The organism is Halolamina litorea, assembly GCF_026616205.1.
In the GTDB taxonomy this organism is placed as follows: Archaea; Halobacteriota; Halobacteria; order Halobacteriales; family Haloferacaceae; genus Halolamina; species Halolamina litorea.
On record NZ_JANHGR010000001.1, the window covers coordinates 26,495 to 50,528 of the forward strand.

General features: G+C 68.5%; 22 protein-coding genes. 9 read left to right on the plus strand and 13 right to left on the minus strand.

What is annotated here, in order from left to right; genetic code table 11:
* The first annotated feature begins 80 nt into the window (after positions 1 to 80).
* A complete protein-coding gene (locus NO998_RS00135) occupies positions 81 to 899 on the plus strand; it encodes a lipoate--protein ligase family protein (protein WP_267644956.1) in 819 nt (272 codons plus the stop codon).
* Here the strand turns inward: NO998_RS00135 and NO998_RS00140 are convergent, their stop codons facing one another.
* The gene (locus tag NO998_RS00140) at positions 900 to 1,427 is read right to left on the minus strand and encodes a redoxin domain-containing protein (protein ID WP_267644957.1); all 528 of its coding nucleotides are present in this window, start codon (positions 1,425 to 1,427) and stop codon (positions 900 to 902) included.
* Between the two features lie 92 nt (positions 1,428 to 1,519).
* Here NO998_RS00140 and NO998_RS00145 point away from each other — a divergent pair, with 92 nt between their 5' ends.
* The 5 genes from NO998_RS00145 (at position 1,520) to NO998_RS00165 (ending at position 6,466) form a co-directional block, all read left to right on the plus strand.
* A complete protein-coding gene (locus NO998_RS00145; RefSeq protein WP_267644958.1) occupies positions 1,520 to 2,350 on the plus strand; it encodes a deoxyribonuclease IV in 831 nt (276 codons plus the stop codon).
* Between the two features lie 67 nt (positions 2,351 to 2,417).
* Positions 2,418 to 4,400, plus strand: coding sequence for a hypothetical protein (locus NO998_RS00150; RefSeq protein ID WP_267644959.1), 1,983 nt, complete (start codon positions 2,418 to 2,420; stop codon positions 4,398 to 4,400).
* A 44-nt stretch (positions 4,401 to 4,444) separates the two neighbouring features.
* Positions 4,445 to 5,302 (plus strand): NEW3 domain-containing protein, encoded by an 858-nt coding sequence (locus NO998_RS00155; protein ID WP_267644960.1) that lies wholly within the window; start codon positions 4,445 to 4,447, stop codon positions 5,300 to 5,302.
* 38 nt (positions 5,303 to 5,340) lie between these two features.
* Positions 5,341 to 6,129, plus strand: coding sequence for a class I SAM-dependent methyltransferase (locus NO998_RS00160; protein WP_267644961.1), 789 nt, complete (start codon positions 5,341 to 5,343; stop codon positions 6,127 to 6,129).
* Between the two features lie 46 nt (positions 6,130 to 6,175).
* Positions 6,176 to 6,466 (plus strand): DUF8011 family protein, encoded by a 291-nt coding sequence (locus tag NO998_RS00165; RefSeq protein WP_267644962.1) that lies wholly within the window; start codon positions 6,176 to 6,178, stop codon positions 6,464 to 6,466.
* A gap of 2 nt (positions 6,467 to 6,468) precedes the next feature.
* Here the strand turns inward: NO998_RS00165 and ncsA are convergent, their stop codons facing one another.
* From ncsA to ubaA, 4 genes are all read right to left on the minus strand, one after another.
* On the minus strand, positions 6,469 to 7,437 hold the full coding sequence (gene ncsA, locus NO998_RS00170; RefSeq protein WP_267644963.1) for a tRNA 2-thiolation protein NcsA: 969 nt from the start codon (positions 7,435 to 7,437) through the stop codon (positions 6,469 to 6,471).
* Positions 7,438 to 7,509: 72 nt separating this feature from the next.
* Positions 7,510 to 10,086: a heavy metal translocating P-type ATPase gene (locus tag NO998_RS00175; protein ID WP_267644964.1), complete on the minus strand. Its 2,577-nt coding sequence runs from the start codon at positions 10,084 to 10,086 to the stop codon at positions 7,510 to 7,512.
* 283 nt (positions 10,087 to 10,369) lie between these two features.
* On the minus strand, positions 10,370 to 11,332 hold the full coding sequence (locus tag NO998_RS00180) for a transcription initiation factor IIB (RefSeq protein ID WP_267644965.1): 963 nt from the start codon (positions 11,330 to 11,332) through the stop codon (positions 10,370 to 10,372).
* Positions 11,333 to 11,538: 206 nt separating this feature from the next.
* Entirely contained in the window at positions 11,539 to 12,354 is an 816-nt protein-coding gene (gene ubaA, locus NO998_RS00185; RefSeq protein ID WP_267644966.1) for an SAMP-activating enzyme E1, read from the minus strand.
* A gap of 114 nt (positions 12,355 to 12,468) precedes the next feature.
* Between ubaA and NO998_RS00190 the strand changes: the two genes are divergently transcribed.
* On the plus strand, positions 12,469 to 13,476 hold the full coding sequence (locus tag NO998_RS00190) for an NADP-dependent oxidoreductase (protein ID WP_267644967.1): 1,008 nt from the start codon (positions 12,469 to 12,471) through the stop codon (positions 13,474 to 13,476).
* 1 nt (position 13,477) lies between these two features.
* Here the strand turns inward: NO998_RS00190 and NO998_RS00195 are convergent, their stop codons facing one another.
* From NO998_RS00195 to NO998_RS00225, 7 genes are all read right to left on the minus strand, one after another.
* On the minus strand, positions 13,478 to 13,657 hold the full coding sequence (locus tag NO998_RS00195; RefSeq protein ID WP_267644968.1) for a hypothetical protein: 180 nt from the start codon (positions 13,655 to 13,657) through the stop codon (positions 13,478 to 13,480).
* A gap of 205 nt (positions 13,658 to 13,862) precedes the next feature.
* Complete coding sequence (locus NO998_RS00200) at positions 13,863 to 14,453, minus strand: 50S ribosomal protein L15e (protein ID WP_267644969.1); 591 nt, start codon at positions 14,451 to 14,453, stop codon at positions 13,863 to 13,865.
* A gap of 250 nt (positions 14,454 to 14,703) precedes the next feature.
* Entirely contained in the window at positions 14,704 to 15,639 is a 936-nt protein-coding gene (locus NO998_RS00205; RefSeq protein WP_267644970.1) for a branched-chain amino acid transaminase, read from the minus strand.
* Between the two features lie 48 nt (positions 15,640 to 15,687).
* Positions 15,688 to 16,368 (minus strand): 3,4-dihydroxy-2-butanone-4-phosphate synthase, encoded by a 681-nt coding sequence (gene ribB / locus NO998_RS00210; RefSeq protein WP_267644971.1) that lies wholly within the window; start codon positions 16,366 to 16,368, stop codon positions 15,688 to 15,690.
* On the minus strand, positions 16,365 to 17,063 hold the full coding sequence (locus NO998_RS00215; protein WP_267644972.1) for a CTP-dependent riboflavin kinase: 699 nt from the start codon (positions 17,061 to 17,063) through the stop codon (positions 16,365 to 16,367). The genes ribB and NO998_RS00215 overlap by 4 nt, the downstream gene beginning before the upstream one ends.
* Before the next feature lie 127 nt (positions 17,064 to 17,190).
* Positions 17,191 to 18,231, minus strand: a complete 1,041-nt coding sequence (locus NO998_RS00220; RefSeq protein ID WP_267644973.1) for a beta propeller repeat protein — start codon at positions 18,229 to 18,231, stop codon at positions 17,191 to 17,193.
* Positions 18,232 to 18,357: 126 nt separating this feature from the next.
* On the minus strand, positions 18,358 to 19,365 hold the full coding sequence (locus NO998_RS00225; protein ID WP_267644974.1) for a sialidase family protein: 1,008 nt from the start codon (positions 19,363 to 19,365) through the stop codon (positions 18,358 to 18,360).
* Between the two features lie 152 nt (positions 19,366 to 19,517).
* Between NO998_RS00225 and argS the strand changes: the two genes are divergently transcribed.
* Complete coding sequence (gene argS / locus NO998_RS00230; RefSeq protein WP_267644975.1) at positions 19,518 to 21,266, plus strand: arginine--tRNA ligase; 1,749 nt, start codon at positions 19,518 to 19,520, stop codon at positions 21,264 to 21,266.
* Positions 21,267 to 21,278: 12 nt separating this feature from the next.
* Here argS and NO998_RS00235 read toward each other — a convergent pair whose 3' ends face one another.
* Positions 21,279 to 22,457 (minus strand): nucleotide-binding protein, encoded by a 1,179-nt coding sequence (locus NO998_RS00235; protein WP_267644976.1) that lies wholly within the window; start codon positions 22,455 to 22,457, stop codon positions 21,279 to 21,281.
* Between the two features lie 303 nt (positions 22,458 to 22,760).
* Here NO998_RS00235 and prf1 point away from each other — a divergent pair, with 303 nt between their 5' ends.
* Positions 22,761 to 24,011, plus strand: a complete 1,251-nt coding sequence (gene prf1, locus NO998_RS00240; RefSeq protein WP_267644977.1) for a peptide chain release factor aRF-1 — start codon at positions 22,761 to 22,763, stop codon at positions 24,009 to 24,011.
* Positions 24,012 to 24,034 lie beyond the last annotated feature (23 nt).

Genomic DNA, 24,034 nt, shown 5'->3' on the forward strand with positions numbered 1-24,034 from the left:
CTCGCGCTTCGCGCCGACCGCACGAGAAACGTCGACGGCCCACCGGAACCGCTTTTCGCCTCCCCCGCCCATCGCCGGCCATGACCGACCACGCCGACCGGGAGTGGCGCCTGATCCGCGAGGAGGCCCGCCCCGGCCCGCTGCAGATGGCGCTTGACGAGGTGGCCGCCGAGACCGCGGCCGCGGGCGGCCCGCGCACGGTCCGGGTCTACCGCTGGGCCCCCTCCTGTCTCTCGATGGGCTACGGGCAGGCCGTTGACACCGTCGACTGGGAGCACTGCGAGGCCGCCGGCGTTGACGTGACCCGGCGCCAGACCGGCGGCGGTGGCATCTACCACGACAACGAGGGCGACATCGCCTACTCCATCGCCGCCCCGGCCGACGAACTGCCGGGCGAACTCATCGAGAGCTACCACGAACTCTGCCCGCCGATCCTGGACGCCTTCGCCCGCCTCGGCGTCGACGCCGACTTCGTCGAGAGCGAGCGCCCGTCGATCTATCACCCCGCCTGCTACCTCCGCGCGCTCCACCCGGCCCACGACATCGTGAGCGACGGCGGGGCGGGCCGGAAGCTGGCCGGGAACGCCCAGTACCGCCGGAAGGAGGCCGTCATCCAGCACGGCTCACTGACCTACGACTCGCGCCCCGAAGCCCACCTCGCAGTGTTCGCCGATCCGGACGTGACCGTCGAGCAGTTCGAGGAACGCGTGACGGGGATCACCGACCTCGTGGACGTTACCCGCGCCGAGGCCGTCGACGCCGTCGAGAGTGCGCTACAGGATTGGGCCGACGCCGAGGAAGGTTCGTGGACCGAGGCCGAACTGGAGCGTGCCGAGGAGATCGCCGACACGAAGTACAGGAACGACGCGTGGATCCGGGACCGCGAGGCCGAGCGGTAGTCAGAACGCCGGCTCGGCCTCGCCGCCGAGTTCCCGGACGATCGCTTGGTGGATCTCGTCGACGGGCGGCGTGTCCCGCGTCGGGTCGAGCCAGTGGTCGCCGAGCCACTTGTACCGGACCGTCCGGTCCGTATCGATCAGGAAACAGGAGCGCCGGGCGCGCCGGAACAGCCCCATCGCGCGGTAGTCGACCTCGAAGGCCTCGCTTATCTTCAGGTCGGTGTCGGCGTAGAGGGGGTACTTGAGGTTCAGCGAGTCGATGAACCGCCGGTGCATCGTCGGCCCGGACTTGCTGATGCCGACGACGCCCACGTCGTCGTTGCTCGTGAACCACTCGAAGTCCCGGAACGAACACCATTCGGATACGCAGTCCGGGCTGAAGTCCATCGTGTAGAAGTTCAGCAGGATCGGCCGCTCGGCGAGCAGCCGCGAAAAGCGCATCTGGGCGGTGTCGCCGTCGGGGGTGACGAACGTCGCCTCGAAGTCAGGAGCTTTCTCCCCCACAGCGAGCCCGTCCGATTGCGACATTAGCGGCGCTACGGAGCCGAACGGCATGGGTCTTTGGCTCCCCCGACCGTGGATAGCGAACAGCTTTTGCCGGTCGCTCGCCGACTCCGACCATGCTCAGGATCGGCGCTCACGTCTCCATCGCGGGCGGGGTCGACAATGCGGTCGAGCGACAGGTCGAGATCGACGGCAACTGCGGGCAGGTGTTCACCCACTCCCCACAGGTCTGGGACCACGGCGAGATCACCGACGAGGAGGCCGCACGCTTCCGCGAGGAGACCGCCGAGGAACTGGCGGGGCCGTGGGTCATCCACTCCTCGTACCTCGTGAACCTCTGTACGCCCAAGGAGGGGCTGCGCGAGAAGAGCCGCGACTCGATGCAACAGGAGGTCGACGCCGCCGCCCGGCTGGGGATCGACTACGTCAACGTCCACCTCGGCGCCCACACCGGCGCCGGCGTCGACGGCGGGCTGGAGAACGCCGCGGGCGTCGTCGACAGCCTCGACGTGCCCGACGACGTGACGGTCCTCATCGAGAGCGACGCCGGCAGCGGCACCAAACTCGGCGGGCAGTTCGAACACCTCGCGCGGATCATCGACGAGACCGACGAGGAGATCGGCGTCTGTATCGACACCGCCCATACGTTCGCGGCGGGCTACGACCTCTCCACCGCGGAGGCCGTCGACGAGACCGTCGCGGAGTTCGACGACGTGGTCGGCACCGAGTACCTCCACGCGATCCACCTCAACGACTCCAAACACGAGTGCGGGACGAACAAGGACGAACACGCCCACATCGGCGACGGCTACATCGGCGACGAGGGGATGGGCCGGATCATCAACCACCCCGAGTGGCGCGACGTGCCGCTCGTGCTCGAAACCCCGACGGAGGACGGCCGTAGCTTCGCGTGGAACGTCGAACACGTCCGGGAACTCCGGGAGTAGCTGACACTCTCGGAGAAACGTATATACGTCCCTACCAGTTCCCAACGAGTATGACTGGGAGGCGACGATGAGCAACGGAGCCGTCTCCTTCTCGCTCGCCGACGGCGTGCTGACGGTCCGTGACGAGGCCGGCGGCGGCGAACTCTCGCTGGAAGTCGACGAGGGCGCCTCGACGACGCCCGCGACGGGCGCGTGGTTCGACGTCCCCGTCGACGGTGCGGTGAGCCTCGAGACGACGGCTATCGAGATGCGAAACGCGACCTCCGCACAACTGCGGAGCGACGACGGCGAGCACTACGGCTCGGTCGACGGCGCGTTCGAACTCAGCGGCGGCGTCTACGCCGACGTCTCCGCGGCGGTGAAGCTCCTCGTCTACGTCGAGGAGGGGCCGATCGAGGGGCGCCTCGTCGGCGACCCCAACAACCCGGACTCGCTGCTCCTGACCTTCGAGGAGCCCACGCGAGTCGTCGTCGGCGCCCGGTCGTTCCACGAGACGCCGGTCGCGACGATGACGATCCGGGACGACCCCGCGGACCTGATGACGGCCGTCTCCCACCTCGGCTCGTCGATCAAGGAGTGGTCGGCGGAGCGGTCGTGGCCGACGCTGCGGGGGCACCCGCCCGGGATCGAGGTCGGCGACGAACGACACATCCCGGACGGCCTCTCGATCCCCGATACCGAGGTCACCGTCGGTGTCCCACTCGACGTGGCGGACGTGCTCCGCGTGGCGCCGTTAGCACACTACTTCGGCGCGGAGGTGGTCCCTGCCGACCGTGCGGAGCTGCGACTCGGCAGCCAGCACGTCGAGGCCCTGGGGTCGGGCGCCGAACTGGAGCAGTCGGTGGACGACCTGCTGGCCCACGCGCTCGTCCTCGACAGTCTCGTTCGGATCGGCGGCTACTACTCGCTGCCCCGCTACGAGTACGAGGAACTCGCGCCCGAACTCCCGTTCTACCCGCCGGAACTCTACGACGAGCCGGTCCACCGACAGCTTCTCGAGTACCTGGAGGTTTCCGTCGACACCGTCGCCCCGTACGCCCCCGACTGGCCCGCGGTCGGGACCCTCCACCCGACCATCGACGACGCCGAGACGCTGCCGTACCTGCTGAACACGCTTTCGAGGGTCCACGTCACCGAGGACGCCACCCCTCGGGACCCCGCGACGCTGCACAAACCGATCGACATCTCGACGAACCTCTCGCCCCCGCCCCATGTCGCCGCGTTCCCCCCGGCGGCCCGCGAGCGCGCCACCGGCCACGAGGAGCAGGCCGCCGGTGACGCCTCGGTGCTGTTCGTCGGCTGGGACCGTCCCGAACCGGACTCGTTCGCCCGGGCCGATTGGGGCCGCTTCCGTCTCGAGGGGGTCCCGACAGCGACCTACCGTCGATCGGTCACGCGGACGGAACTGCGCTCGTTGCTGGCCGAGCCGTACGCGTACGTCCACTACGGCAACCGCGTCTCCGCGGACGGATTCGTCTGTTCGGACGGCGTCCTCGCGTTCGATGACCTCCCCGATGGGACCGCGGGAGCGATCTCGTTCCAGTGGGACCGCCCGACGGTCGCGCCGCTCACGGGGCTGTTCGATACCGTGTCGGTCGCCTGCCTGTCGGCCGAGTCCCTCCGGTACGACACCACGCGGGCGCTCGCCGCCTATCTGATGGTCGGCCGGTCCGTTGCGTCGAGCGCCCGCCTCGCCGGCGCCGACGAGACGCGGTTCGTCGGCGACCCTACGCTCTCGGTCACGCGCCGCCCGATCGGGCACTGCCCCCCGATCTTCCACGTCGAGCGGAGCGGCGCCGACGAGTACCAGCTCTCGGTCGAACTCGACACGGACGAACACGACCCCCTCGGACGCGTCATGTGGGCTCGCTTCGAGAACGGCCCGGACGGCCATCGGCTCGCCGGCACGCACGACCGGCTCGGCCACCCTCTTTCGGCGGCGGAACTGGAGCACCTCCTCGATTCGGACGGCATCTTCCGGTTCGGCTGGGGGCCGACGTCGAACGGCCTCCCCGACCCCCCGATACTCAAGGACTACCTCCCCGAGTAGACCGCTTCCGAGGCTGACTTACGACTCCACGCCCAACACCCGCTATGCGACCGCTCCTCCTCGTCGCGCTGCTCTCGCTGCTCGTCGCGCCCGCCGCGGGTGCGGCCGCGCCGGCCGACGCGTCGGCGCCCGATCGGGCGGCGATCCAGTCGGACACCACGCTCAGCGGTACCGTCTCCTACCTCAACGGCACCGCCGTCGCCGACGCAACGGTGCTGGTCGGGAGCGAAGCCCGGCTCGGCAACGCGACCGAAAGCGAACTCCGTGAGATCGCCGCCGAACAGCCCGACGGCGTCGCCGCGACGACGACCAACGCCTCCGGGGGGTACGAACTGACTGTCCCCGCCGAGATCGACGCCGAGACCGTCGTCGCCGTCTCCGAGGCGGGCGTGAGTGCGCCACGGAACTACGTCGCCGGCCGGATGGACCTCACCGTCCGCACGACGAGCACGCTGACCTTCGAGTCGCCGACCGTCCCCGCCGAACCCGGCGGCCGGATCGACCTCCCGTTCACACTCACCCACACCGGCGACCAGCCCCTCGAAGGACTCTCGCTCTCGCTGACGACACCCCAGGGCTGGAACTTCGTCTCGGCGTCCTCCGACACCGGGACGTTCCACGAGAGCAACCGCACGTTCACGTGGGACACCATCGAGCCCGGTGAGACCGTCGAAGCGAACTTCCGGATCTTCGTCGGCCTGAACGCGATCAACGACTCCGCGCAGGTGTACGACCTCACCACCTTCGCCGCCAGCGACACCCACTCGATCGAGTCCTCCGCACAGGTCCGGGTGCGCTACCCGACCGAGCGTAGCGACGCCGAAGCGCCTGGCTTCGGCACCCCCGCCGCGCTGATCGCCGTCGCCGGCGTCGCCGCGGCCGCGCTGGCCCGCCGCGACTGACCGACCCACTTTTCCACGATCCGGTGCCATCGACGCCCGTGCGGGAGTTCACCCCGGAGTACCTCGAACACACGCGCCGCGGCATGTGGGAGTCGACGGCGGCGCTCGACGCTCTCGCGCTCGACGACCGGGAGCGCGTGCTGGACGTGGGCTGTGGCACGGGCGAACTCTCCCGGGTGCTCGCGGCCGAAACCCCCGGCGAGGTCATCGGCGTCGACGCCGACCCGCGGCTGCTCGCGGTTGCCAGCGAGGAGACCGGCCTGCCGACCGTCGGCGGTGATGCGACCCGGCTGCCGTTCGGCGACGGCGTCGCCGACCTCGTCGTCTGTCAGGCGCTGTTGATCAATCTCCCCGACCCCGCCGCAGCCGTCCGGGAGTTCGCCCGCGTCTCGGAGGATCTCGTCGCGGCGATCGAGCCGAACAACGCCGCCGTGGCGGTCGCCTCGACGGTCGACACTGAGGAACGACTGGAGCGGGAGGTGCGGGAGGCGTACCTCGACGGCGTCGAGACCGACGTGGCGATGGGCGAGCGTGTCCCCGACCTGTTCGAGGCGGCCGGCGTCGACGTGATCGACCGACGTACCTACGAGCACGAGAAGCTTGTCGAACCGCCGTACTCGGAGCCGGCGCTGGAGGACGCCGCCCGGAAGGCAAGCGGTGCCGGGATCGCCGAGCACGAGACCGAACTCCGCGCCGCGGGCGTCGACTACGACGAGCTCCGCGCTCGCTGGCGCGAGATGGGCCGAGAGGTCGTGGCCGCGATGGGTGAGGAGCGCTACCGCCGGCGCGAGGTGGTACCCTTCGAGGTGACGGTGGGGCGGGTCTGAATCGCGCTCCCCCGGCTATTTACCGCTCCCACTGGAGCTACCCCTGATGCCCTCCCGAATCAGCGAGATCGTGTTCAGCGAACCCTCCGGGCGCCTCCACTCGATCGTCATGTTCGTGAGCGCCATCTTCTTCGTCGGGTTCTACGGCTACACCCACGCCGACACCTCGGCGTGGTGGCTCCTCGTCATGGCGGCCGGGAACGCGCTCTCCGGGGTCGCGGAGTCGCTCCCGTCGGACCGACGGCGCGCGGCCGGCGCCTTCCGGATCGCGGCGGTCTCGGTGTTTCTCTGTCTGTTGATCGTGATGGTGGTCGCGCCCGACTCCGTCGTCGGGTAGCCTTACACCGCTTCCATCGACGCCAGCAGCCGGCACTTCCGGCAGACGTCCCCCGACGTCGTCGAGCCACAGCGTTCACACTCGCCCAGAGCGGTCGCCTCGTCGCCGTCGTCGTAGGCGTCGGAGGCCAACTCCGCCAGCTCCTCGTAGCCCGCCATGATCGAGTGTCGCGTCCCGGGATGGTTCTCCTCCAGTTTGAGGAGCAGTTCCTGAATCTCGCCCCGATACGCCTCGCTGGCGTGGGGGCACTCGGTGATGTGGGCCGGCAGATCGTTCAGGTGGGCGTACAGCGCCACCTCCTTCTCGGGGATGTCCCGCAGGGGCTTCGCCCGTGGGACGAACGCCTCGCTCTCGGCCCGGTCCTCGAAGCCGCCGATGGAGGCGTCGAAGTGTTTGGCGACCTGCTTCACGTCGCCCTCGAGGAAGTTCATCAGCGCCGTCTGGGCCTCGTCGTCGAGGTTGTGGCCCGTCAGTAGTTTGTCGGCGCCCAACTGCTCGGCGTAGTCCTCCAGCAGGTCACGGCGGAAGACCCCACAGTAGGCACACGGCGCCATGTTCTCGGGGTCGTCCTCGACCACGTCGTCCATGCGGACGCCGAACTCCTCCTCGTAGCCGACGACCTCGTGGGCGATGTCGAGGTCGGCGGTGAGTTCCTCGCTCGCCGCCAGCGACTCGTCGCGGTAGCCCTCGATTCCCTCGTGGATCGACAGCGCGACCAACTCGATCCGGGGGTCCTCGCCGAACGTCTCGGCCAGGATCTCCGTGAGGACGACCGAGTCTTTCCCCCCGGAGAGGCCGATCACCCACGTCTCGGGGTCGTCGGGGGTCGCGTCGGCGCCGATGAGGTCGTCCTCGCGGATGCGCCGTCGCACCCGCTTCTCGACGGACCGGGAGAGGTGTCGCTCACAGAGGTGGGCGCCGGAGTAGGCGGCGTGCATCACCGCGTCGGCGCCACAGCGGTCGCAGTCCATTTGTCGGCGCTAGCCGACCGGCGGGGATACCGGTTTCGCTCGCGGGAGGGCCAACGGGGCTTCGGGGCCGGCCTACCGGAACAGCCCGAGGAACTTGTAGGGTTCCTCGGCGTCGTAGGCCCGGAAGGCGATGCTGTTGAGCAGCACCGAGAAACTGGAGAACGACATCGCGCCCGCCGCGTAGATCGGCTGGATCAGCGCGAGACTCGCAAGCGGCACCATCGCCGTGTTGTACGCCAGCGCCCAGAAGAGGTTCTGCTTGATCTTCGAGATCGTCCCCTCCGAGATGCGGATGGCGCGCACGGCGTCCATCGGGTCGCTGCTCATCAGCGTCACGTCGCCGGCCTCGATGGCCACGTCGGTCCCCGAACCGATCGCCATGCCGACCGCCGCGGCGGCCAGCGCGGGGGCGTCGTTGACGCCGTCGCCGACCATGCCGACGGTGCCCGATTCGGAGAGTTCCTCGACGGTCGCGGCCTTCTCCTCGGGCTTGACGCCCGCCCGGACGTTCGCCTCGTCGATGCCGACCTCGCGGGCGACCGCGCGGGCGGTCCGCTCGTTGTCGCCGGTCAGCATGTGGACCGCCGTACCGCGGTCGTCGAGGGCGCTCACGGCCTGCCGGGCCGACTCCTTGACCTCGTCGGCGACCGCGAGCACGCCGGCGAGCTCGCCGTCGACGCTCACGAGGACGGCGGTCTTCCCGTCACCCTCCAGTTGCTCGGCGCGGTCGGCGAGCGGGCCTGCCGCCACGTCGTCGCGGGCCAGCAGGTCGCGGTTGCCGATGACGACGCGCTTGCCCCGGACCGTCGCACGCAGGCCGTGGCCGGGGACGTTCTCGAAGTCCTCGGGGTCCGAGAGTTCGACGCCGCGCTCCTCGGCGCCGGCGACGATGGCCTCGCCGATGGGGTGTTCGCTGCCGGACTCGGCGCTGGCGGCGAGCGAGAGCAGTTCGGTCTCGTCGCCGGTGTCGGGCCCAGCGTCCTCGTCCTCGCGGTCAGCCAGCGCACCGCCGTCGGGGCGGGCGTCGTTGCCGACCGCGACCACGTCGGTCAGCGTCATCTCGCCGTGGGTCAGCGTCCCCGTCTTGTCGAACACCATCGTGTCGATGTTCCGGGTGTGTTCGAGCACGTCGCCGCCCGAGAACAGGATCCCGTTTTTCGCCCCCAGTGCGGTGCCGACCATCGTCGCCGCGGGCGAAGCCAGCCCCACCGCACAGGGGCAGGCGATGACGACCGCGCTGGTGAACGCGATGATCGCGAACTCGCCGACGGCGACGGTGCCGCCGGCGGCCGTCGGGCCGCCCCCGACCATATCGAGGACGGGCAGCGCTCGGGCGACCCCCGCGAGCGTCTCGGGGAACAGGAACCACAGCAGCCCCCACAGCAGCGCGTTGGCGATGACCGCCGGGACGAACCGCGCCGACACCCGGTCGGCGAGCCGCTGGATGTCTGGCTGGGTCGCTTGGGCCTCCTTCACCGTCCGGACGATCTGCCGGAGGGCGGTCTCCTCGCCGACCTTCGTCGCCTCGACCGTCAGCAGGCCGTTCTCGTTGACCGTGCCGCCGACGACCTCGTCGCCGGGTGCCTTCTCGACGGGCACGGACTCGCCGGTGACCATCGACTCGTCGACGGCCGACTCGCCGGACTCGACGACGCCGTCGGTCGGGATGCTCTCGCCGGGCCGGACCTTCAGCCGGTCGCCGGCCTCGACCTCACGCAGGGGCACTTCCTCCTCGCCGTCGTCGGTGATCCGGGTCGCGGTGTCGACCTCCAGGCTCAGTAGCTCACGGATCGCCGAGGAGGCCTGTGACTTCGAGCGGGCTTCGAGGTAGTTGCCCGCGGTGACGAACAGGAGGATGAACGCCGCGGTGTCGAAGTAGTGGCCCCCCTCGAGCGCGCCGAACAGCACGGTCGTCGAGTAGAGGAAGGCCGCCGTCGAGCCCATCGCCACGAGCACGTCCATGTTCGCGCTGCGGTTGTTGACCACCGCGCGGTAGGCGTTCTCGTAGTACTGCTTGCCGACGACCGCCTGCACGATCAGGCCGAGGCCGAACTGGTACCAGAGGTCGTCGACCCCGAACAGCGAGCCGGGAACGACGTTCGGGAAGAGGTTCCCCCCGACTGCCAGCACCAGGATCGGCACCGAGAGGACCAGCCCGAAGCCGAACAGCCGGAGCTGTTTGTCGGCCTCGCTCGGGCCGTCATCGCCGTCGTCGTCCTCACCTTGCCGGACCGGCTCGTAGCCGGACTGTTCGATCGCGTCGTACAGCGTCCGGATATCGACGGTCTCGGGGTTGTACCGGACGATGGCTTCGTCGGTGGCGAAGTTCACCGAGGCGTCGACGACGCCGGGAGTCCGTTCGAGGGCGCTCCCGACGGCCTCCGAGCAGTTCGCACAGGACATCCCCTGGACGGCGATCGTTCGCTTCTCGATCTCGGGGGTGTAGCCCGAGTCCTCGATGGCATCGACGACCGCCGACAGCGAGGTCGTCTCGGGGTCGTACTCGATCGACGCCTCGTCGGTGGCGAAGTTCACCGACGCCGACTCGACGCCCTCGAGCCCGGAGACCGCGCTCTCGACGGTGTCCGAACAGTTCGCACAGGACATCCCGCGGACGCGGATGTGTTCTTTTCGTGTCTCGTCACTCATTGGTCGTACATAGGGGCTCCCCGTTCAACGCGGTTTCGCTTACGAGAACGCCGAACGCGGCCGAACGGAGTTTCCGTTCGAAAGCCGGCCGGCCGACGGGACGCCGTCGCCGGCGGTATTCGGTCGATAACGGGCACTATTGGGCCGTTTCCCGCGGGAGACCCGGCGTTCCCGGAACGCAAGGTCGGTCGCTTATAAAGAGGGCCGATCAGCGGTTGTGTCGCCGGCGGCCGTCGATCTCGACGGTCGCCCACGCGGTGTCCGGCGGCGCGTCGTCGCCGACTCAGGCCGCGGCCGCGCGGCCGGACTCGGCGGCCTGGAGGAGTTCCTGGTACCGGTTCCGGATGGTGACTTCGCTCATGTCGGTGGCCGCGCTGACCTCCGACTGCGTGAGCGCGTTGTTCGTCAGCACGCCCGCGGCGTAGATCGCCGCCGCGGCGAGCCCGACGGGGGACTTGCCCGAGTGGACGTTCTGGCGCTTCGCCGTCTCGAGGAGCTCCCGGGCGCGGCGCTCGGTCTCGTCGTCGAGTTCGAGTTCGCTGGCGAACCGCGGGAGGTACTCGAGCGGGTCGGCGGGCTGGATCTCGAGTTTGAGCTCCCGGACGATGTAGCGGTAGGCCCGCTTGAACGTCGCCTGATCGACGCGGGAGACGGCGCTCATCTCGTCGAGGCTTCGGGGGACGTTCCCCATCCGGGCCGCGGCGTGGAGGCTCGCGGTGGCGATCCCCTCGATCGAGCGGCCGGGGAGCAGGTCCTTGTTCAGCGCCTGTCGGTAGATCACCGACGCGGTCTCACGGACGTTCTCCGGGAGGCCGAGCGCGGAGGCCATCCGGTCGATCTCACCCAGCGCCTGCTTGAGGTTCCGCTCCTTGTGGTCGCGGGTGCGGAAGCGCTCGTTCCACGTTCGGAGGCGCTGCATCTTCTCGCGCTGGCTGGCCGAGAGGCTGTTGCCGTAGGCGTCCTTGTTCTGCCAGCCGATGTTGGTCGACAGCCCGTCGTCGTGCATCATCTTCGTCGTTGGGGCACCGACGCGGGACTTCTGGTCTTTCTCGCCGGCGTCGAACGCACGCCACTCGGGCCCGCGGTCGATCGCGTCCTCGTCGACGACGAGGCCACAGTCAGCACAGACGGTCTCTGCCTGTGCCTCGTCGGTGTTCAGGGAACCACCGCACTCGGGGCAGTGGTGTTCCTCTTCGGTCTCTGCCCGTTCCACTTCGGTCTCGCGGTGGGTCGTATTGGTACTCATTGGATTGGGTAAACGACTTCGTCCGACGCCGCTCGCCGGGGTTGTCTTCACTCATGGGTAAGGTACTGTACTATATAAATCTTGTGCCGGTGTGTGAACCCCACAAACACCCGTATCACGGTTCGAACGGGCTACAAACCGTAGAACCGCTGTAACAAAAGCTTCTTGAGTGCACTAACGCTTGGTAAACGTTACCACACGGCCGTTCAGTCGCTCGCCACTGCACAGCCATCCGCGTAGTCGACGCCCGCGAGGTCGTCGATGCCGTCGTCGCCACAGACTGGGCAGTCGGGGTTCTGTCGGTAGGGGACAGTCTCGAAGGAGAGCTCCCGGGCGTCGTAGAACAGCAGCCGCCCCGAGAGCGTCTCACCCAGCCCGAGCAGCACTTTCACGGCTTCAGTGGCCTGCAGGCAGCCGACGGTCCCCGGGAGCACGCCGAGGACGCCGGTCGTCGCACAGTCCGGGACCGTGCCGGGTTCGGGTGCCTCGGGGAACAGACAGCGGTAGCAGGGGCCGTCGGGGGTGAGGGTCGTCACCTGCCCCTCGAACTTGTAGATCGCCCCGTGACAGAGCGGGACGCCCTCGATCCGGCAGGCGTCGTTGAGCATGTACCGCGTGGGGAAGTTGTCGGTGCAGTCGACGACCACGTCGTAGTCGGCGACCAGTTTGCGGGCCTCCTCGGGGGCGATCCGGCGCTGCATGGCTTCGACGTCCACGTCGGGGTTGAGGTCGGCGACGAACTCCGCGGCGCTTTCCGCTTTCGCCCGCCCCACGTCGGCGTCGCGGTGGATGATCTGGCGCTGGAGGTTCGAGCGCTCGACCACGTCGTCGTCGACGATACCGAGCCGTCCCACGCCCGCGGCCGCGAGGTACTGGATCACCGGCGCGCCGAGGCCCCCGGCGCCGATGACGAGCGCGCTGCCCTCCAGCAGGCGCTTTTGGCCCTCCGGTCCCACGTCGTCGAGGATGATGTGCCGGGAGTAGCGGTCCAACTGCGTCGCGTCCAGCGAGAGGTCGGTCATACGCCGTGTACGGGTCCGGTCGGGGTTAAGCGCACGGACGGCGGCGTTCGGGCCGGGCCATCCGCGTCGTGCCACCGCCGTAGCGCCCTTCCCTCCGCCGCCCCTCGGTCGGGTATGGTCACGACAGAACGCTACTTCCTCGCTGAGCGACCCCAAGGTCGGCCCGACGACGACACCTTCGACCGCCGAACGGTCGAACTCGACGACCCCGGCGCCGGCGAGGTGCTCGTGAAGATCAGCTATCTCTCGGTCGACCCCTACATGCGCGGCCGGATGGCCGCCGGCGAGTCTTACGCCGACCCGTGGGGGGTCGACGAACCGCTCGAAGGCGCCGCTGTCGGCGAAGTCGTCGACGAGGCCGGCACGGAGTTCGAGGCCGGCGACACCGTCGTCGGCAACATGTCCTGGTCGGAGTACCACATCGCCGACGCCGCCGGCCTCCAGCGCATCGAGACCGGCGCACTCCCCGTCTCAACGGCGCTGGGCGTGCTCGGAATGCCCGGCCGCACGGCCTACTTCGGCACGCGTGAGGTCCTCGAACCGAAAGCGGGCGACACCGTCGTCGTCAGCGCCGCCGCGGGCGCGGTCGGTTCGGTCGTCGGCCAGCTCGCGAAGCTACAGGGTGCAACGGTCGTCGGCTTCGCCGGCAGCGACGAGAAGTGCGAGGTCGTCGAGGAGGAGTTCGGCTTCGACGCCTGTATCAACTACAAATCGACCGACGACTACGTCGAGGCGCTCGCCGAAGCCGCCCCGGAAGGCGTCGACGGCTACTTCGACAACGTCGGCGGCCCGATCACCGACGCCGTGTTCACGCACCTGAACGTCGACGCCACCGTCGCGGTCTGTGGGCAGATCGCGCTCTACAACGCCGAGGAGATGCCCACCGGCCCCCGAAAGCTCGGGAAGGTCATCGAGACCCGTGCGACCGTCGAGGGGCTGCTCGTCGGCGACTTCGCACCGCGGTTCGAGGAGGCCAGCGCCGACCTCGCCGAGTGGGTCGCCGCCGGCGACATTCAGTACCGCGAGAGCGTCGTCGAGGGGATCGAGAACGCCCCCGACGCCTTCCTCGGACTGTTCGAGGGCGAGAACATCGGGAAGCAGGTCGTGAAAGTCAGCGACTGATTCAGCTCCCGAGTCGGTCGTAGAGCACGAGCGCGACGCCCCCGACCATCGTTCCTGCCGCGAGTGCGAGTACGGTGCCCAGCAGCGGGTCTGTGACCGTCGTGCTGGCGACCCCGGCACCGACGGCACCACCTGCCCCGCCGCCGATCGCTGCCGCGGACGCGCTGTCGGTCTCGCTCATACTGGCGGCGTTCGGAACGCGGGCACAAAACGGCGACGCAGTAGCTGTCGAACGTGAATAACGGAGAAACGATCTGTGTCTACACGATCACGGCATCGGCCCCGCCGCCGCGCGACGGATCGCGCGGCAGTTCGCGCGCCGTCACCAGAACTCAGAGATCTCTGGTTGGCTAACGGGAGCTTCGCTCCCGTGAACGTGATCGGTGTTACTTGCCGCCGCGGTTGCCCGCCGCGATGCTCGGGCGGACCTTCTCGGCACCCTTGCCGCGGGTGCGAAGCCCACGGTTGGACCTGCCGGCGTTGGTCAGGCCGCGGAACGCGCGGCCGGTGTGGGAGTCGTCGCAGATCCAGTTGAGGTCGTCGTCGTTCTGGATCGCGGCGTGTTCGGGGTCCACGAGGATGGCCTCGAACCACTTCTGCGAGCCGTCCTCACCGACCCAGTAGGAGTTCATCACGCGGAGGTTGGGGTACTTCCGGGATGCGCGCTCCTCACCGATGCGCTGGATGGAGGTCCGGCGACCGATGCGGTTGACGCCCTGTCGCTTCGAACGCCGGCCGGCCTTGTGTCGGCGCTTCCGGGCCCCGCCCTTGCGGACGGCGACGCGGACCACGACGATGCCCTGCTTGGCCTTGTAGCCGAGTTCGCGGGCCTTGTCGAGGCGGGTCGGGCGCTCGATGCGCTCGATGGCGCCCTGGGTGCGCCACTCCTGCTTTCGCTGCCACTGGAGCTCGGCGAGCTTGCCGTCGCCCGGCTCCTTCCACGCGTCCTTGATGTGGGAGTAGAAACTTCGTGCCATTGTCTTGGGTTGCGGGCGCTTGCGATTCAGTCGGGGCGGCGACGTCGCCGGCTCCGACCACATTTCGTCCCGAGCTATCGGGTGCCCACTGGCGTCCCGTCGACCAGCGAGTTAGCCGTGGATACTCACGATTCGGTGGTAAGGGTTTCGAAGGGACGCAGGGGTGTGGGTCCGTGTATCAGGGTCTCAGGCGAACCGGGGCCGTCGACGCCACACCCACGGACGAACGCGGAAAAACGGGGAACCCGATCTAGACGTACGTGAACCACTCCTCGTGGTCGTCGGTGCGACGCTCCACGAGGTCGAAGAACGCGGTCTGCAGTTCCTCGGTGATCGGGCCGCGGCCGCCGTTACCGATCTCGACGTTGTCGACCTGCTTGATCGGCGTGACCTCAGCGGCCGAACCGGTGAAGAACAGTTCGTCGGCGGTGTTGAGTTCGCCACGCGAGATGCTCACGTTGTCGTGGACCTCGTAGCCGCGCTCCTCGGCCAGCGTGATCACCGTATCCCGGGTGATGCCGTCGAGGATCGACTCGCTCAGGCCGGGCGTGTAGAGTTCGCCGTCGCGCACGAGGAAGATGTTCTCGCCGGGCCCCTCCGCGACGTTGCCCTCCTTGTTCAGGACGATGGCCTCGGTGTAGCCGTGGCGGCGGGCTTCCTCGCCGGCCAGCAGACTGTTGACGTACAGCCCGGTGGTCTTGGCGTTGGTCGGGATCTGGCTGGAGGCGTGCTTGCGCCACGAGGAGACCTTCACCTCGATCCCGTTCTCCAGTGCGTCGTCGCCGAGGTAGGCGCCCCACGGCCACGCCGCGACCGTCACGTCGGTCGGGCAGTCGCCGGGCGAGACGCCCAGCGAGTCGTAGCCGTAGTACGCAAGCGGGCGGACGTACGCCGACTCGAGGTCGTTCCGGCGGATCACTTCCAGCGTCGCCTTGGTGAGTTCCTCCGGCGTGAAGTCGATCTCCATGTCGTAGGGCTTCGCGGAGTTGTAGAACCGGTCGAGGTGCTCCTCCCAGCGGAAGATGGCGGTACCCTCCTCGGTGTCGTAGGCCCGGACGCCCTCGAAGATGCCCGTGCCGTAGTGCATCGCGTGGCTGAGAACGTGGACGGTGGCGTCCTCCCAGTCGACGTACTCGCCGTTCATCCAGATCGTCCCGTCTTCTTCCATCTGCTCGAACGCGCTCATGACCCCGAGTGGGACCGGCGGGGTCTTAAATTCGGCAGAAACGGCGGTCTAGCCCAGTCGGGTCAACAGGTCGCGCCCTTCGACGTACACCAACCCCTCGCGCTCGGCGTACGCGCGGGCGTCGGCGGGGGTTCGCGCGGCGCCGGTCTCGCCGTCGACCATCTCACACACGACGACTGCGGGCTCCCGGCCGGCGGCCGCCGCGAGTGCCAGCCCCAGTTCGGTGTGGCCCTGCCGGTCCGCGAGCAGGTCCGGCGCACCGCGCAGGAGCGTCACGTGGCCCGGCGAGCGGAACGTCTCGGCGAAGGCGTCGGCGCCGAACTGCCCGGCGTCGGCGGCGTCGGCGGCGGCGCCGAGTTCCCGGATCGTCAGCGCGCGGTCGTCGTCGGTGATCCCGGTGAACGTCTCGCGGTGGTTCACCGGCAGCGAGAACGACGAGCGGTCGTCGTAGTCGAGGTGTGCGGCCTCGGCCGCGGGGTGATCGAGCGCGTCCGAGAGGAACGGCAGGTCCCACGCGTCGGCGACGGCGTCGTCGATGGCCACACAGATCAGGCCACCCGCGTCGTCGCGCAGTCGGCGGACCGCCTCCGGATCGACGGCGGCCGCGGGGTAGACGATGTCTACCTCGCCCTCGCGGTCGGCGGCGTCGTGGATCAACACGGGCTCGCCACGGGCGAAGGCCGCCTCGGCGGCGGCGACGGCGTCGACGCCGGTTCGGGTCGAACTCATGCGTCCTCGATCTCCACGACGACCTCGTCGCCGTCGGCGAGTCCCAGTTCGTCCCGAAGCATCTCTGGGGCGATCAGCTCGATCTGGTCCTCGTCGTGGTGGGTCCGGTCGGGGACGATGACGTGAACCGGCTCGTAGCTCCCGGCGTCGGCCTCCAGTCGGGCGGCGTAGCACGTCGCCGAGCCGTACGTGCGCTCCTCGTCCTCCCACTCGTCGATGTCGATCCCCTCGACCGCGCTCAGCTCGCTGCGGTTCCGGGTGCTCTGCTCGTCGAGGGAGACGTTCAGCGTGCCCGGGTAGGGGTCGTAGCCCAGCCGTTCGACGAACTGGCGGTTGTACCCCGGCAGCGAGATGTAGTGGCGCCCTTCGCCGACGCCGCCCGTGACGCCGCCCGACAGCGAGAGCGCGGCGTCGCCCTCGAACAGCTTGCGGTAGTCGGCGTACTCCTCGCGGAGGCGGGACTTCCCCGCCGCCGTCAGCGACACCCACTGCCCGTCGGCGACGACCTCGCGCTCGATCAGGCCGGCGGACTCCAGTCGCTGCAGCCGTCGGGAGGCGGTCTGGCTCGAGGCGTCGAGGCGCTCGCCCAGCGCCGAACACGACACCTTTCGCTGCCCGTCGATCCCACCGGACAACGCGATCTCCTTCAGCGCCGCCACGCCGGCGGCGTCGACCCCCGCGGTCGTCTCTTGCATACTCTCCGGTTCACGATCGAGACGCTTAACGATACTGGATATTGGACGGATAACGTATCCGTGATGGTGACCGCCGGCGCCGCCGCTGGCCGATCGCTGCGTTCCGAAAAAACGACGGGCCCGACGCTTACGCTTCGGGCGGTCGCTCGATGATCGTCCCGCTGGAGCCGACGATCACGTCCGGCGTCTCCGTACCGTCCGGGTAGGTGGTTCGGCCGTAGGCCGCCTCGTAGAAGTCCGCCTGGACCGGCGACTCGACACTGTTCCACTCCTGGTCGTCGAGCTTCTCGTAGATCGTCGACGAGGAGCCGCTGACGAGCAGGTTGTCGTTCATGTCGTGTGTAACACACGAGAGCCGCTTGGTCCCGAGCCCGATCGGGGTCCACGTGTTACAGTCACAGTTCATCCGGTAGAGGTAGCCGCCGTCGGAGGCGACGTAGACGAACTCCTGATCGTTGCTGTCGATGTAGCTGATCACGTCGTAGTGCCCGACCTGCGAGTTCGGGATCCCGACGTTCTCCCACGTCTCGCCGCCGTCGCGGCTCTCGTACACCTGTGAGGAGGTGTCGACCGCGTGACCGACGCTGGTCGCCTTCTCGCGGAAGTCGACCGCGGGCACGCGCGATCCGCCGCCAGGCTTGTTCGGGCTCCCGAACACCATACAGTTCTGGTCGTCGTACGTCCCGATGATGACCTCGCCGGAGCCGTTGAACACCTGAACTCGCTCGCTGCCCTGATCCCCGGTGACGGAGATTCCCTCCCACGTGGAGGTCATCCCGTTGGGCGCGGAGTAGTTGTACTTCAGTCCCTCTTCGACGTCGTAACACCCCAGCGCGCCGGAGCCGCCGGCGAACCAGATGCGCTTGTAGTCGTCGGTGACCGCCATCGTCCGGAGCGAGTTGCTCCGGGCTGCCGGCCCCACGTCGACGACCTTCTCCCAGTTGCCGTTGCTTCGTCGGGCGACGATGTCCCCCGTCGAACCCACGGCGTGCGGGCCACGCGTGGTGTTGGAGACGCCGTACAGCGTCTTACTCGTCGGTGACTCTACTGACTGCCACTCGCTTGCTGCTGACGCGCGATCGACGGCGAACGCCCCCCCCGCCGCGACCGACACTGCCGCGCCAACCGTCTTTACGAACGACCGTCGACTGAATGGCTTCTCGGACATTGTCGGCACCTACCTCTGGAGACACAAGCCATCGTAAAAGGAGTTGGGGCCAATCGCGCCGAGAAAAGAGTACAGATATCCCTATAGGTTCTCTGCTCTTCCTAGATTTATTGTTTCTCCTAGCCGCTATCGCTCGATAATTGTCCCGCTGTTACCCACGACGATGTCGACTTCGCTGCCCTTGTCGGCCGGGGCTGCCGCCAGTAACGCGTTACCGGTGCTCGTGTTCGTGACCTTCCAGCCGGCACCGTCGCTCGCGTCGGCCTTGTGGTAGATCCGACCGCTCCCGCCGGCGCCGAGGAACCGCTCGCCCTTGTTGTTCGATTCGAGCGAGTGGATTCGCTTGCTGCCCGCCTCGGTGGGCGTCCAGATGTTGCAGTCACAGTCCAGCCGAAGGATCCGGCCGCCGCCGCCGCCGACGTAGACGTGGTTCGGTGTCGTTCGGTCCTCAGTGAGTACCGCCGTGTATCCCGTCTGGGAGGCGTCGACGCCGACCCGACTCCACGAGCCGCCGGCGTCGGCCGTCCAGTAGACGCTCCCGCCGCTGGTCGACACGTACCCCTCACCCGAGCCGAGTTGGAAGTCCACGGCCTGGACGTCGTACCCCGACCCGGTGTCCGAGAGCATCCAGTCGATCCCGCCGTCCTCGGTTCGGGTGCCGATGAGGACCTCCCCGGAGGCCTTCCCGAGATAGATGCGTTCGTCACCCGCGTCGCCGCTGACGCCGATACTGCTGAACGCGCTGCCGATCCCGAGCGGTTTCGAGTGGTCGTAGAGAGTGGCCGTCTCCGTGTCGTACTCGCCGATCACGCCGCTGTTGCCGGCGACCCAGTAGCGTTCGGCGTCGTCGGTCACGGCACCCCCGTTCAGGGTCTTCGACTGCCCGGTGGGTCCGGAGTTGACGACTGTTACCCACTCGTCGCCGTCGGTGCGACGAATAATGGCGCCCCCCTCCCCGCTCGCGTAAGCGCCGTTGCTGGTGTACTCAGCACCCGTGAGGGAGCTCCCGGTCGGCGATTCGACCCGTCGCCAACTCTGTTTCGCGACAGCCGTCGACGCCGTACCGAGAACCCCACCGAGTCCCGCGACTCCTGTGGCTTCCAGTACCCGTCGCCGGGTATAGCGTCCCCCCATGTTCACCCGGACAGACTCAAGGGACGGCAAAAACGATTGGGGCCGTCGAATCGAAACCCGCCCCGATACCCGCGCTATCCGTTGATTTTTCGCCGAGCCGACGGTTCCCGCGGTTCGGAAGCCCCTTTATCCACCGGGCGGAACGGTGGCCCATGTTCATCGAGTTCCGGTCGACGGTCGAGGACGCCGTCGCGGCCGCGCTGGCCGCACGCGACCTCCCGACCGACGACCTCGGTATCGAGGAACCGCCGGACGGCGTCGATGCCGTGCTCGCCTCCAGCGTCGCGTTCCGGCTCGCCGGCGAGGTCGGCGCGCCGCCGCCGCAGGTGGCCGCCGAGGTCGCCGCGGAGATCGACGCCGCCGACTACGACTACCTCGGCGAGATCACCACACAGGGACCCTACCTCAACTTCGCGCCGAGCGACGACTACTACGCCGACACGCTCGACGCCGCGGGCGCCGAGACCTACGGCCGGCTCCCCGAGAAGGACGAGTCGGTCGTCGTCGAACACACCTCCGCGAACCCGACCGGGCCGGTCCACGTGGGCCGCGCACGCAACCCGATCATCGGCGACGCCATCGCCAACGCGATCGATTACGCCGGCTACGACGTGGAGCGCCACTACTACGTCAACGACGCCGGCCGGCAGGTGGCGGTGTTCACGTGGGCCTACGAGACGTTCGACGAGGCCGACCTGCCCGAACCGGAACGCGAGAAGCCCGACTACGACCTCGTCCGCTACTACCGCAAGGGCAACAGCTACCTCGAGGACGCCGACGAGGCCGCCGTCGAGGAAGCCGAAGCCGAGATCGAGGCGATCATGCAGGGCCTCGAAGCGGGCGACGAGGAGACGTTCGAGCGCGTGAGCGAGGTCGTCGATACGGTGCTTGAGGGCATGACCCAGACGCTCTCGCGGCTCCCCGCGGAGTTCGACGAGTTCGTCAAGGAGACGCGGTTCATGCGTTCGGGCGCCACCGACGACGTGGTCGAGCGCCTGCAGGCCCTCGACGAGGCGTTCCTCGAGGACGACGCGTGGCAACTGGACCTCTCGGAACGCGGCATCGACAAGGAGTTCGTCTTCCTGCGCTCGGACGGCACAACGCTCTACACCACCCGCGACCTCGCCCACCACGAGTGGAAGTTCGAGCACTTCGACCGCGCGGTCACGGTCGTCGGCGAGGACCACAAGCTCACCTTCACCCAACTGCGCGAGACGCTCGAACTCCTGGACCACGACACCGAACAGCTCGATCAGGTGTTCTTCTCGTGGGTGAACCTCCCCGGCGGCGAGGGGATGAGTACCCGGGAGGGAACCGGCGTCGACCTCGACGACCTGCTCGACGAGGCCGTCGACCGCGCCCGTGCGGAGGTCGAGGACCGCATGGACGACCGCATCCGCGAGGACGACCTCACCGAGGCCGACGTCGAACGGATCGCCCGACAGGTCGGGATCGGCGCGGTGCGCTACGACATCGTCGCCAAGCAGCCGAGCAAGGCGATCACCTTCGAGTGGGAGCGCGCCCTCGACTTCGAGGCGCAGTCCGCGCCGTACGTCCAGTACGTCCACGCCCGCTGCCGGGGTATTCTCGACGGCGAGTCGGTTCCCGCCGACATCGATGCCGACGCCCTCGACGCGCCGGAGGAGCGCGACCTCCTCCGAACGATCGCTCGCTTCCCCGCGGTGATCGAGGAGGCCGCCGAGGACCTCGAACCCCACCGGATCGCCACTTACACCCGCACGTTCGCGGAGCGCTTCAACGCGTTCTACCGCGAGTGCCCGGTGATCGACGCCGAGAGCGAGAAACTACGCGACGCCCGCCTCGCGCTCGTGGCGGCCGCTGCCCACACGATCGGCAACGCGCTCGACGTGCTCGGGGTCGCCGCCCCCGAGTCGATGTAAAAGCCGGCCGGCTTAGCTGAACAGCCGGCTGATGAACCCTTTTCGCTCGGTGCTACTCTCCGCCTCCGTCTCCTCGGCCAGCGGCGCCGCCTGCGGCGCGTCCTCGAAGGCCGCGTCGTCGGTCACGTCGACGCCGCCCTCGGCGCTCGGGATGTCGCCGCCGGCCTGCTGGAGGTCCTCTGCGGGCTGTTCGGCCCACGCCGGGGAGTCCTCCCACGACCCGGCCGGGGCATCCTGCCTCCCGGTCGCGGCGTCCTGCCCCTCGACCGCGGCGTCGGCGCCGGCTTGTTGGGTCGCGGCCTGCTGACCCTGCGGCGTCCCCCGAGTGGCGCCCTCGCGGCGGTTCTGTGTTCGTGGCTCCTCGGACGCCGGCGACTCCGAGGGCTGGTCGGGCACCTCCTCGGCGGCGACGCCCGCGGTCTCGGTTCGGGCCACCGATCCCTCGATGGACTCGCCCGCGTCGGCTGCGAACTCGGCGTCGTCGCCCGGAGCCTCGACGGGGCCGTCGGCCAACGAGCCGGCGATACTTCGGAACGCTGCGGCGGCGGGAGCGTCGGCGTCGTAGTCCGTCACCGGGACGGACCCGTCGCTCGCGGCGTGGAGCGCGGCGTCCTCGGGAACCGACCCAAGTACGGGCGCCGAGAGCGGCGCCGCGTCACCCGGGGCGTCGCCGGGTGTCACCCGGGTCAGCACGACGCCGGCCACGTCCGCGCCGAGCCGTTCGGCGAGCCGTCGGGTCTTCTCGGTGTTCCCGAGGGCGTCACGGTCGGCGGTCGAAACGAGCAGTACCTCGTCGGAGAGTCCGAGCGGGAGCGCCGTCTCGTGTGAGAGCCCGGCACCGGTGTCGACGAAGACGAAGTCACGGTCCGCGAAGGAGCCGACGACCCGGCCCATCCGGCTGATGTCGGCTTCGCTGAACGATTCGAGGTCGGAACCACCCGGGACCACGGTCATCCCGTGTGGCCCCTCGTAGGACGCCTCCTCGACGCTCGCACCCGCTGCGAGAACGTCGTGTAGCGTCGCGTCAGACGCCTCCACGCCCAACTGGTCCCCGAGGTTCGCCATCCCGATGTCCCCGTCGACGACCGCCACGTCGTAACCGCCCGCGGCGAGCGTGGCTGCGAGGTTCGCCGTCGTCGTCGTTTTCCCAACCCCCCCTTTTGAGCTGGCGACTGCACAAACTCGAGCCATGTGGCTTGAGCAACTCGACACGAACGGATAAAGATACGACCCGGTTCTGTGCATAATCGTTGTGGCCGCTCAGCGGCCCGAACGCGACCGTTCGGCCGGCTCTGTGGAACCTATTTTCCATACTACTGGACGAGGCTATACGCTGCCGTCCGGAAGTGATGCTACAGGCCGCATTCGTCCCACCGCCCGCACTCACGACCCGGCCCACCCGCGCGTCGGGCGTCGGCGCCGCGTCTTCGTGCGTTACGCCCCCACAGGGGTAGTCAACAGGTACTTACACGCGTTGGCGCCTATCCTGCATTAATGAGCACTGACGCCGAGGAGACAAGCGAGGACCGGCGGAAGTACGAGTTCCGCAAAGTCCTCGAGGAACTGGAGGAGTTCGAAGGATCAGGAACGCAGCTCGTCACCATCTACATCCCGGAGGACCGACTGATCTCCGACGTGGTCGCCCACGTGACTCAGGAGCACTCGGAGGCGGCCAACATCAAGTCCAAACAGACCCGGACGAACGTGCAGGACGCTCTCACGTCCATCAAGGACCGGCTGCGCTACTACGACGTGAAGCCCCCCGAGAACGGGATGGTGATCTTCTCGGGCGCCATCGACGCCGGCGGCGGCCAGACGGAGATGATCACCCGGACGCTCGAGTCCCCGCCCAACCCCGTCGAGTCGTTCCGCTACCACTGTGACTCGGACTTCCTGATCGAGCCGCTGGAGCACATGATGGCCGACTCGGGCCTGTTCGGCCTGATCGTGCTGGACCGACGGGAGGCAAACGTCGGCTGGCTCAAGGGCAAGCGCGTCGAGCCGGTCAAGTCAGCGTCCTCGCTGGTGCCGGGCAAGCAGCGGAAGGGTGGTCAGTCCGCCCAGCGTTTCGCCCGCCTGCGCCTCGAAGCCATCGACAACTTCTACCAGGAGGTCGCGGAGATGGCCAACGACTTGATGGTGAACAAGCGCCACGAACTCGACGGCATCCTCGTCGGCGGGCCGTCGCCGACGAAAGACGAGTTCCTCGACGGCGACTACCTCCACCACGAACTGCAGGACAAGGTCCTCGGGAAGTTCGACGTCTCCTACACCGACGAGTCGGGCCTCTACGACCTCGTCGACGCCGGGCAGGAGGCGCTGGCCGACCAGGAACTGGTCGACGACAAGAACCAGATGGAGGAGTTCTTCGAGAACCTCCACACTGGCAACGAGGCGACCTACGGGTTCACGCCCACGCGGAAGAACCTCATCATGGGCTCGGTCGACCGCCTGCTGCTCTCGGAGGACCTCACCGAGGACGTGATCCCCTTCGAGTGTCCCAACGGCCACACCGAGTACGAGACCGTCGAGCGCCGCCACAACACCCCCAGCCACGAGTGTTCGGAGTGTGGCGAGGCTGCCGAGCCCGGCGAGCGCGAGGACGTGGTCGAACACCTGATGGAGATCGCCGACCAACGCGGGACCGAGACGAAGTTCATCAGCACCGACTTCGAGAAGGGCGAACAGCTGCTCAACGCCTTCGGTGGCGTCGCCGGTATCCTGCGCTACGAGACCGGCGTCTAAATCCCGACCTTTTGCTGCGGGCC

Bases quoted from the DNA above. Each gene is read 5' to 3' on its own strand.
- NO998_RS00180 (WP_267644965.1), bottom strand. From the start codon at position 11,332: ATGAGTACCAATACGACCCACCGCGAGACCGAAGTGGAACGGGCAGAG.
- NO998_RS00175 (WP_267644964.1), bottom strand. From the start codon at position 10,086: ATGAGTGACGAGACACGAAAAGAACACATCCGCGTCCGCGGGATGTCC.
- ubaA (WP_267644966.1), bottom strand. From the start codon at position 12,354: ATGACCGACCTCTCGCTGGACGCGACGCAGTTGGACCGCTACTCCCGG.
- NO998_RS00220 (WP_267644973.1), bottom strand. From the start codon at position 18,231: ATGTCCGAGAAGCCATTCAGTCGACGGTCGTTCGTAAAGACGGTTGGC.
- NO998_RS00225 (WP_267644974.1), bottom strand. From the start codon at position 19,365: ATGGGGGGACGCTATACCCGGCGACGGGTACTGGAAGCCACAGGAGTC.
- NO998_RS00155 (WP_267644960.1), top strand. From the start codon at position 4,445: ATGCGACCGCTCCTCCTCGTCGCGCTGCTCTCGCTGCTCGTCGCGCCC.
- ncsA (WP_267644963.1), bottom strand. From the start codon at position 7,437: ATGGACTGCGACCGCTGTGGCGCCGACGCGGTGATGCACGCCGCCTAC.
- NO998_RS00145 (WP_267644958.1), top strand. From the start codon at position 1,520: ATGCTCAGGATCGGCGCTCACGTCTCCATCGCGGGCGGGGTCGACAAT.
- NO998_RS00215 (WP_267644972.1), bottom strand. From the start codon at position 17,063: ATGCAAGAGACGACCGCGGGGGTCGACGCCGCCGGCGTGGCGGCGCTG.
- NO998_RS00165 (WP_267644962.1), top strand. From the start codon at position 6,176: ATGCCCTCCCGAATCAGCGAGATCGTGTTCAGCGAACCCTCCGGGCGC.
- NO998_RS00235 (WP_267644976.1), bottom strand. From the start codon at position 22,457: ATGGCTCGAGTTTGTGCAGTCGCCAGCTCAAAAGGGGGGGTTGGGAAA.
- NO998_RS00140 (WP_267644957.1), bottom strand. From the start codon at position 1,427: ATGTCGCAATCGGACGGGCTCGCTGTGGGGGAGAAAGCTCCTGACTTC.
- NO998_RS00135 (WP_267644956.1), top strand. From the start codon at position 81: ATGACCGACCACGCCGACCGGGAGTGGCGCCTGATCCGCGAGGAGGCC.
- NO998_RS00205 (WP_267644970.1), bottom strand. From the start codon at position 15,639: ATGAGCGCGTTCGAGCAGATGGAAGAAGACGGGACGATCTGGATGAAC.
- NO998_RS00150 (WP_267644959.1), top strand. From the start codon at position 2,418: ATGAGCAACGGAGCCGTCTCCTTCTCGCTCGCCGACGGCGTGCTGACG.
- ribB (WP_267644971.1), bottom strand. From the start codon at position 16,368: ATGAGTTCGACCCGAACCGGCGTCGACGCCGTCGCCGCCGCCGAGGCG.
- NO998_RS00190 (WP_267644967.1), top strand. From the start codon at position 12,469: ATGGTCACGACAGAACGCTACTTCCTCGCTGAGCGACCCCAAGGTCGG.
- NO998_RS00195 (WP_267644968.1), bottom strand. From the start codon at position 13,657: ATGAGCGAGACCGACAGCGCGTCCGCGGCAGCGATCGGCGGCGGGGCA.
- prf1 (WP_267644977.1), top strand. From the start codon at position 22,761: ATGAGCACTGACGCCGAGGAGACAAGCGAGGACCGGCGGAAGTACGAG.
- NO998_RS00200 (WP_267644969.1), bottom strand. From the start codon at position 14,453: ATGGCACGAAGTTTCTACTCCCACATCAAGGACGCGTGGAAGGAGCCG.
- argS (WP_267644975.1), top strand. From the start codon at position 19,518: ATGTTCATCGAGTTCCGGTCGACGGTCGAGGACGCCGTCGCGGCCGCG.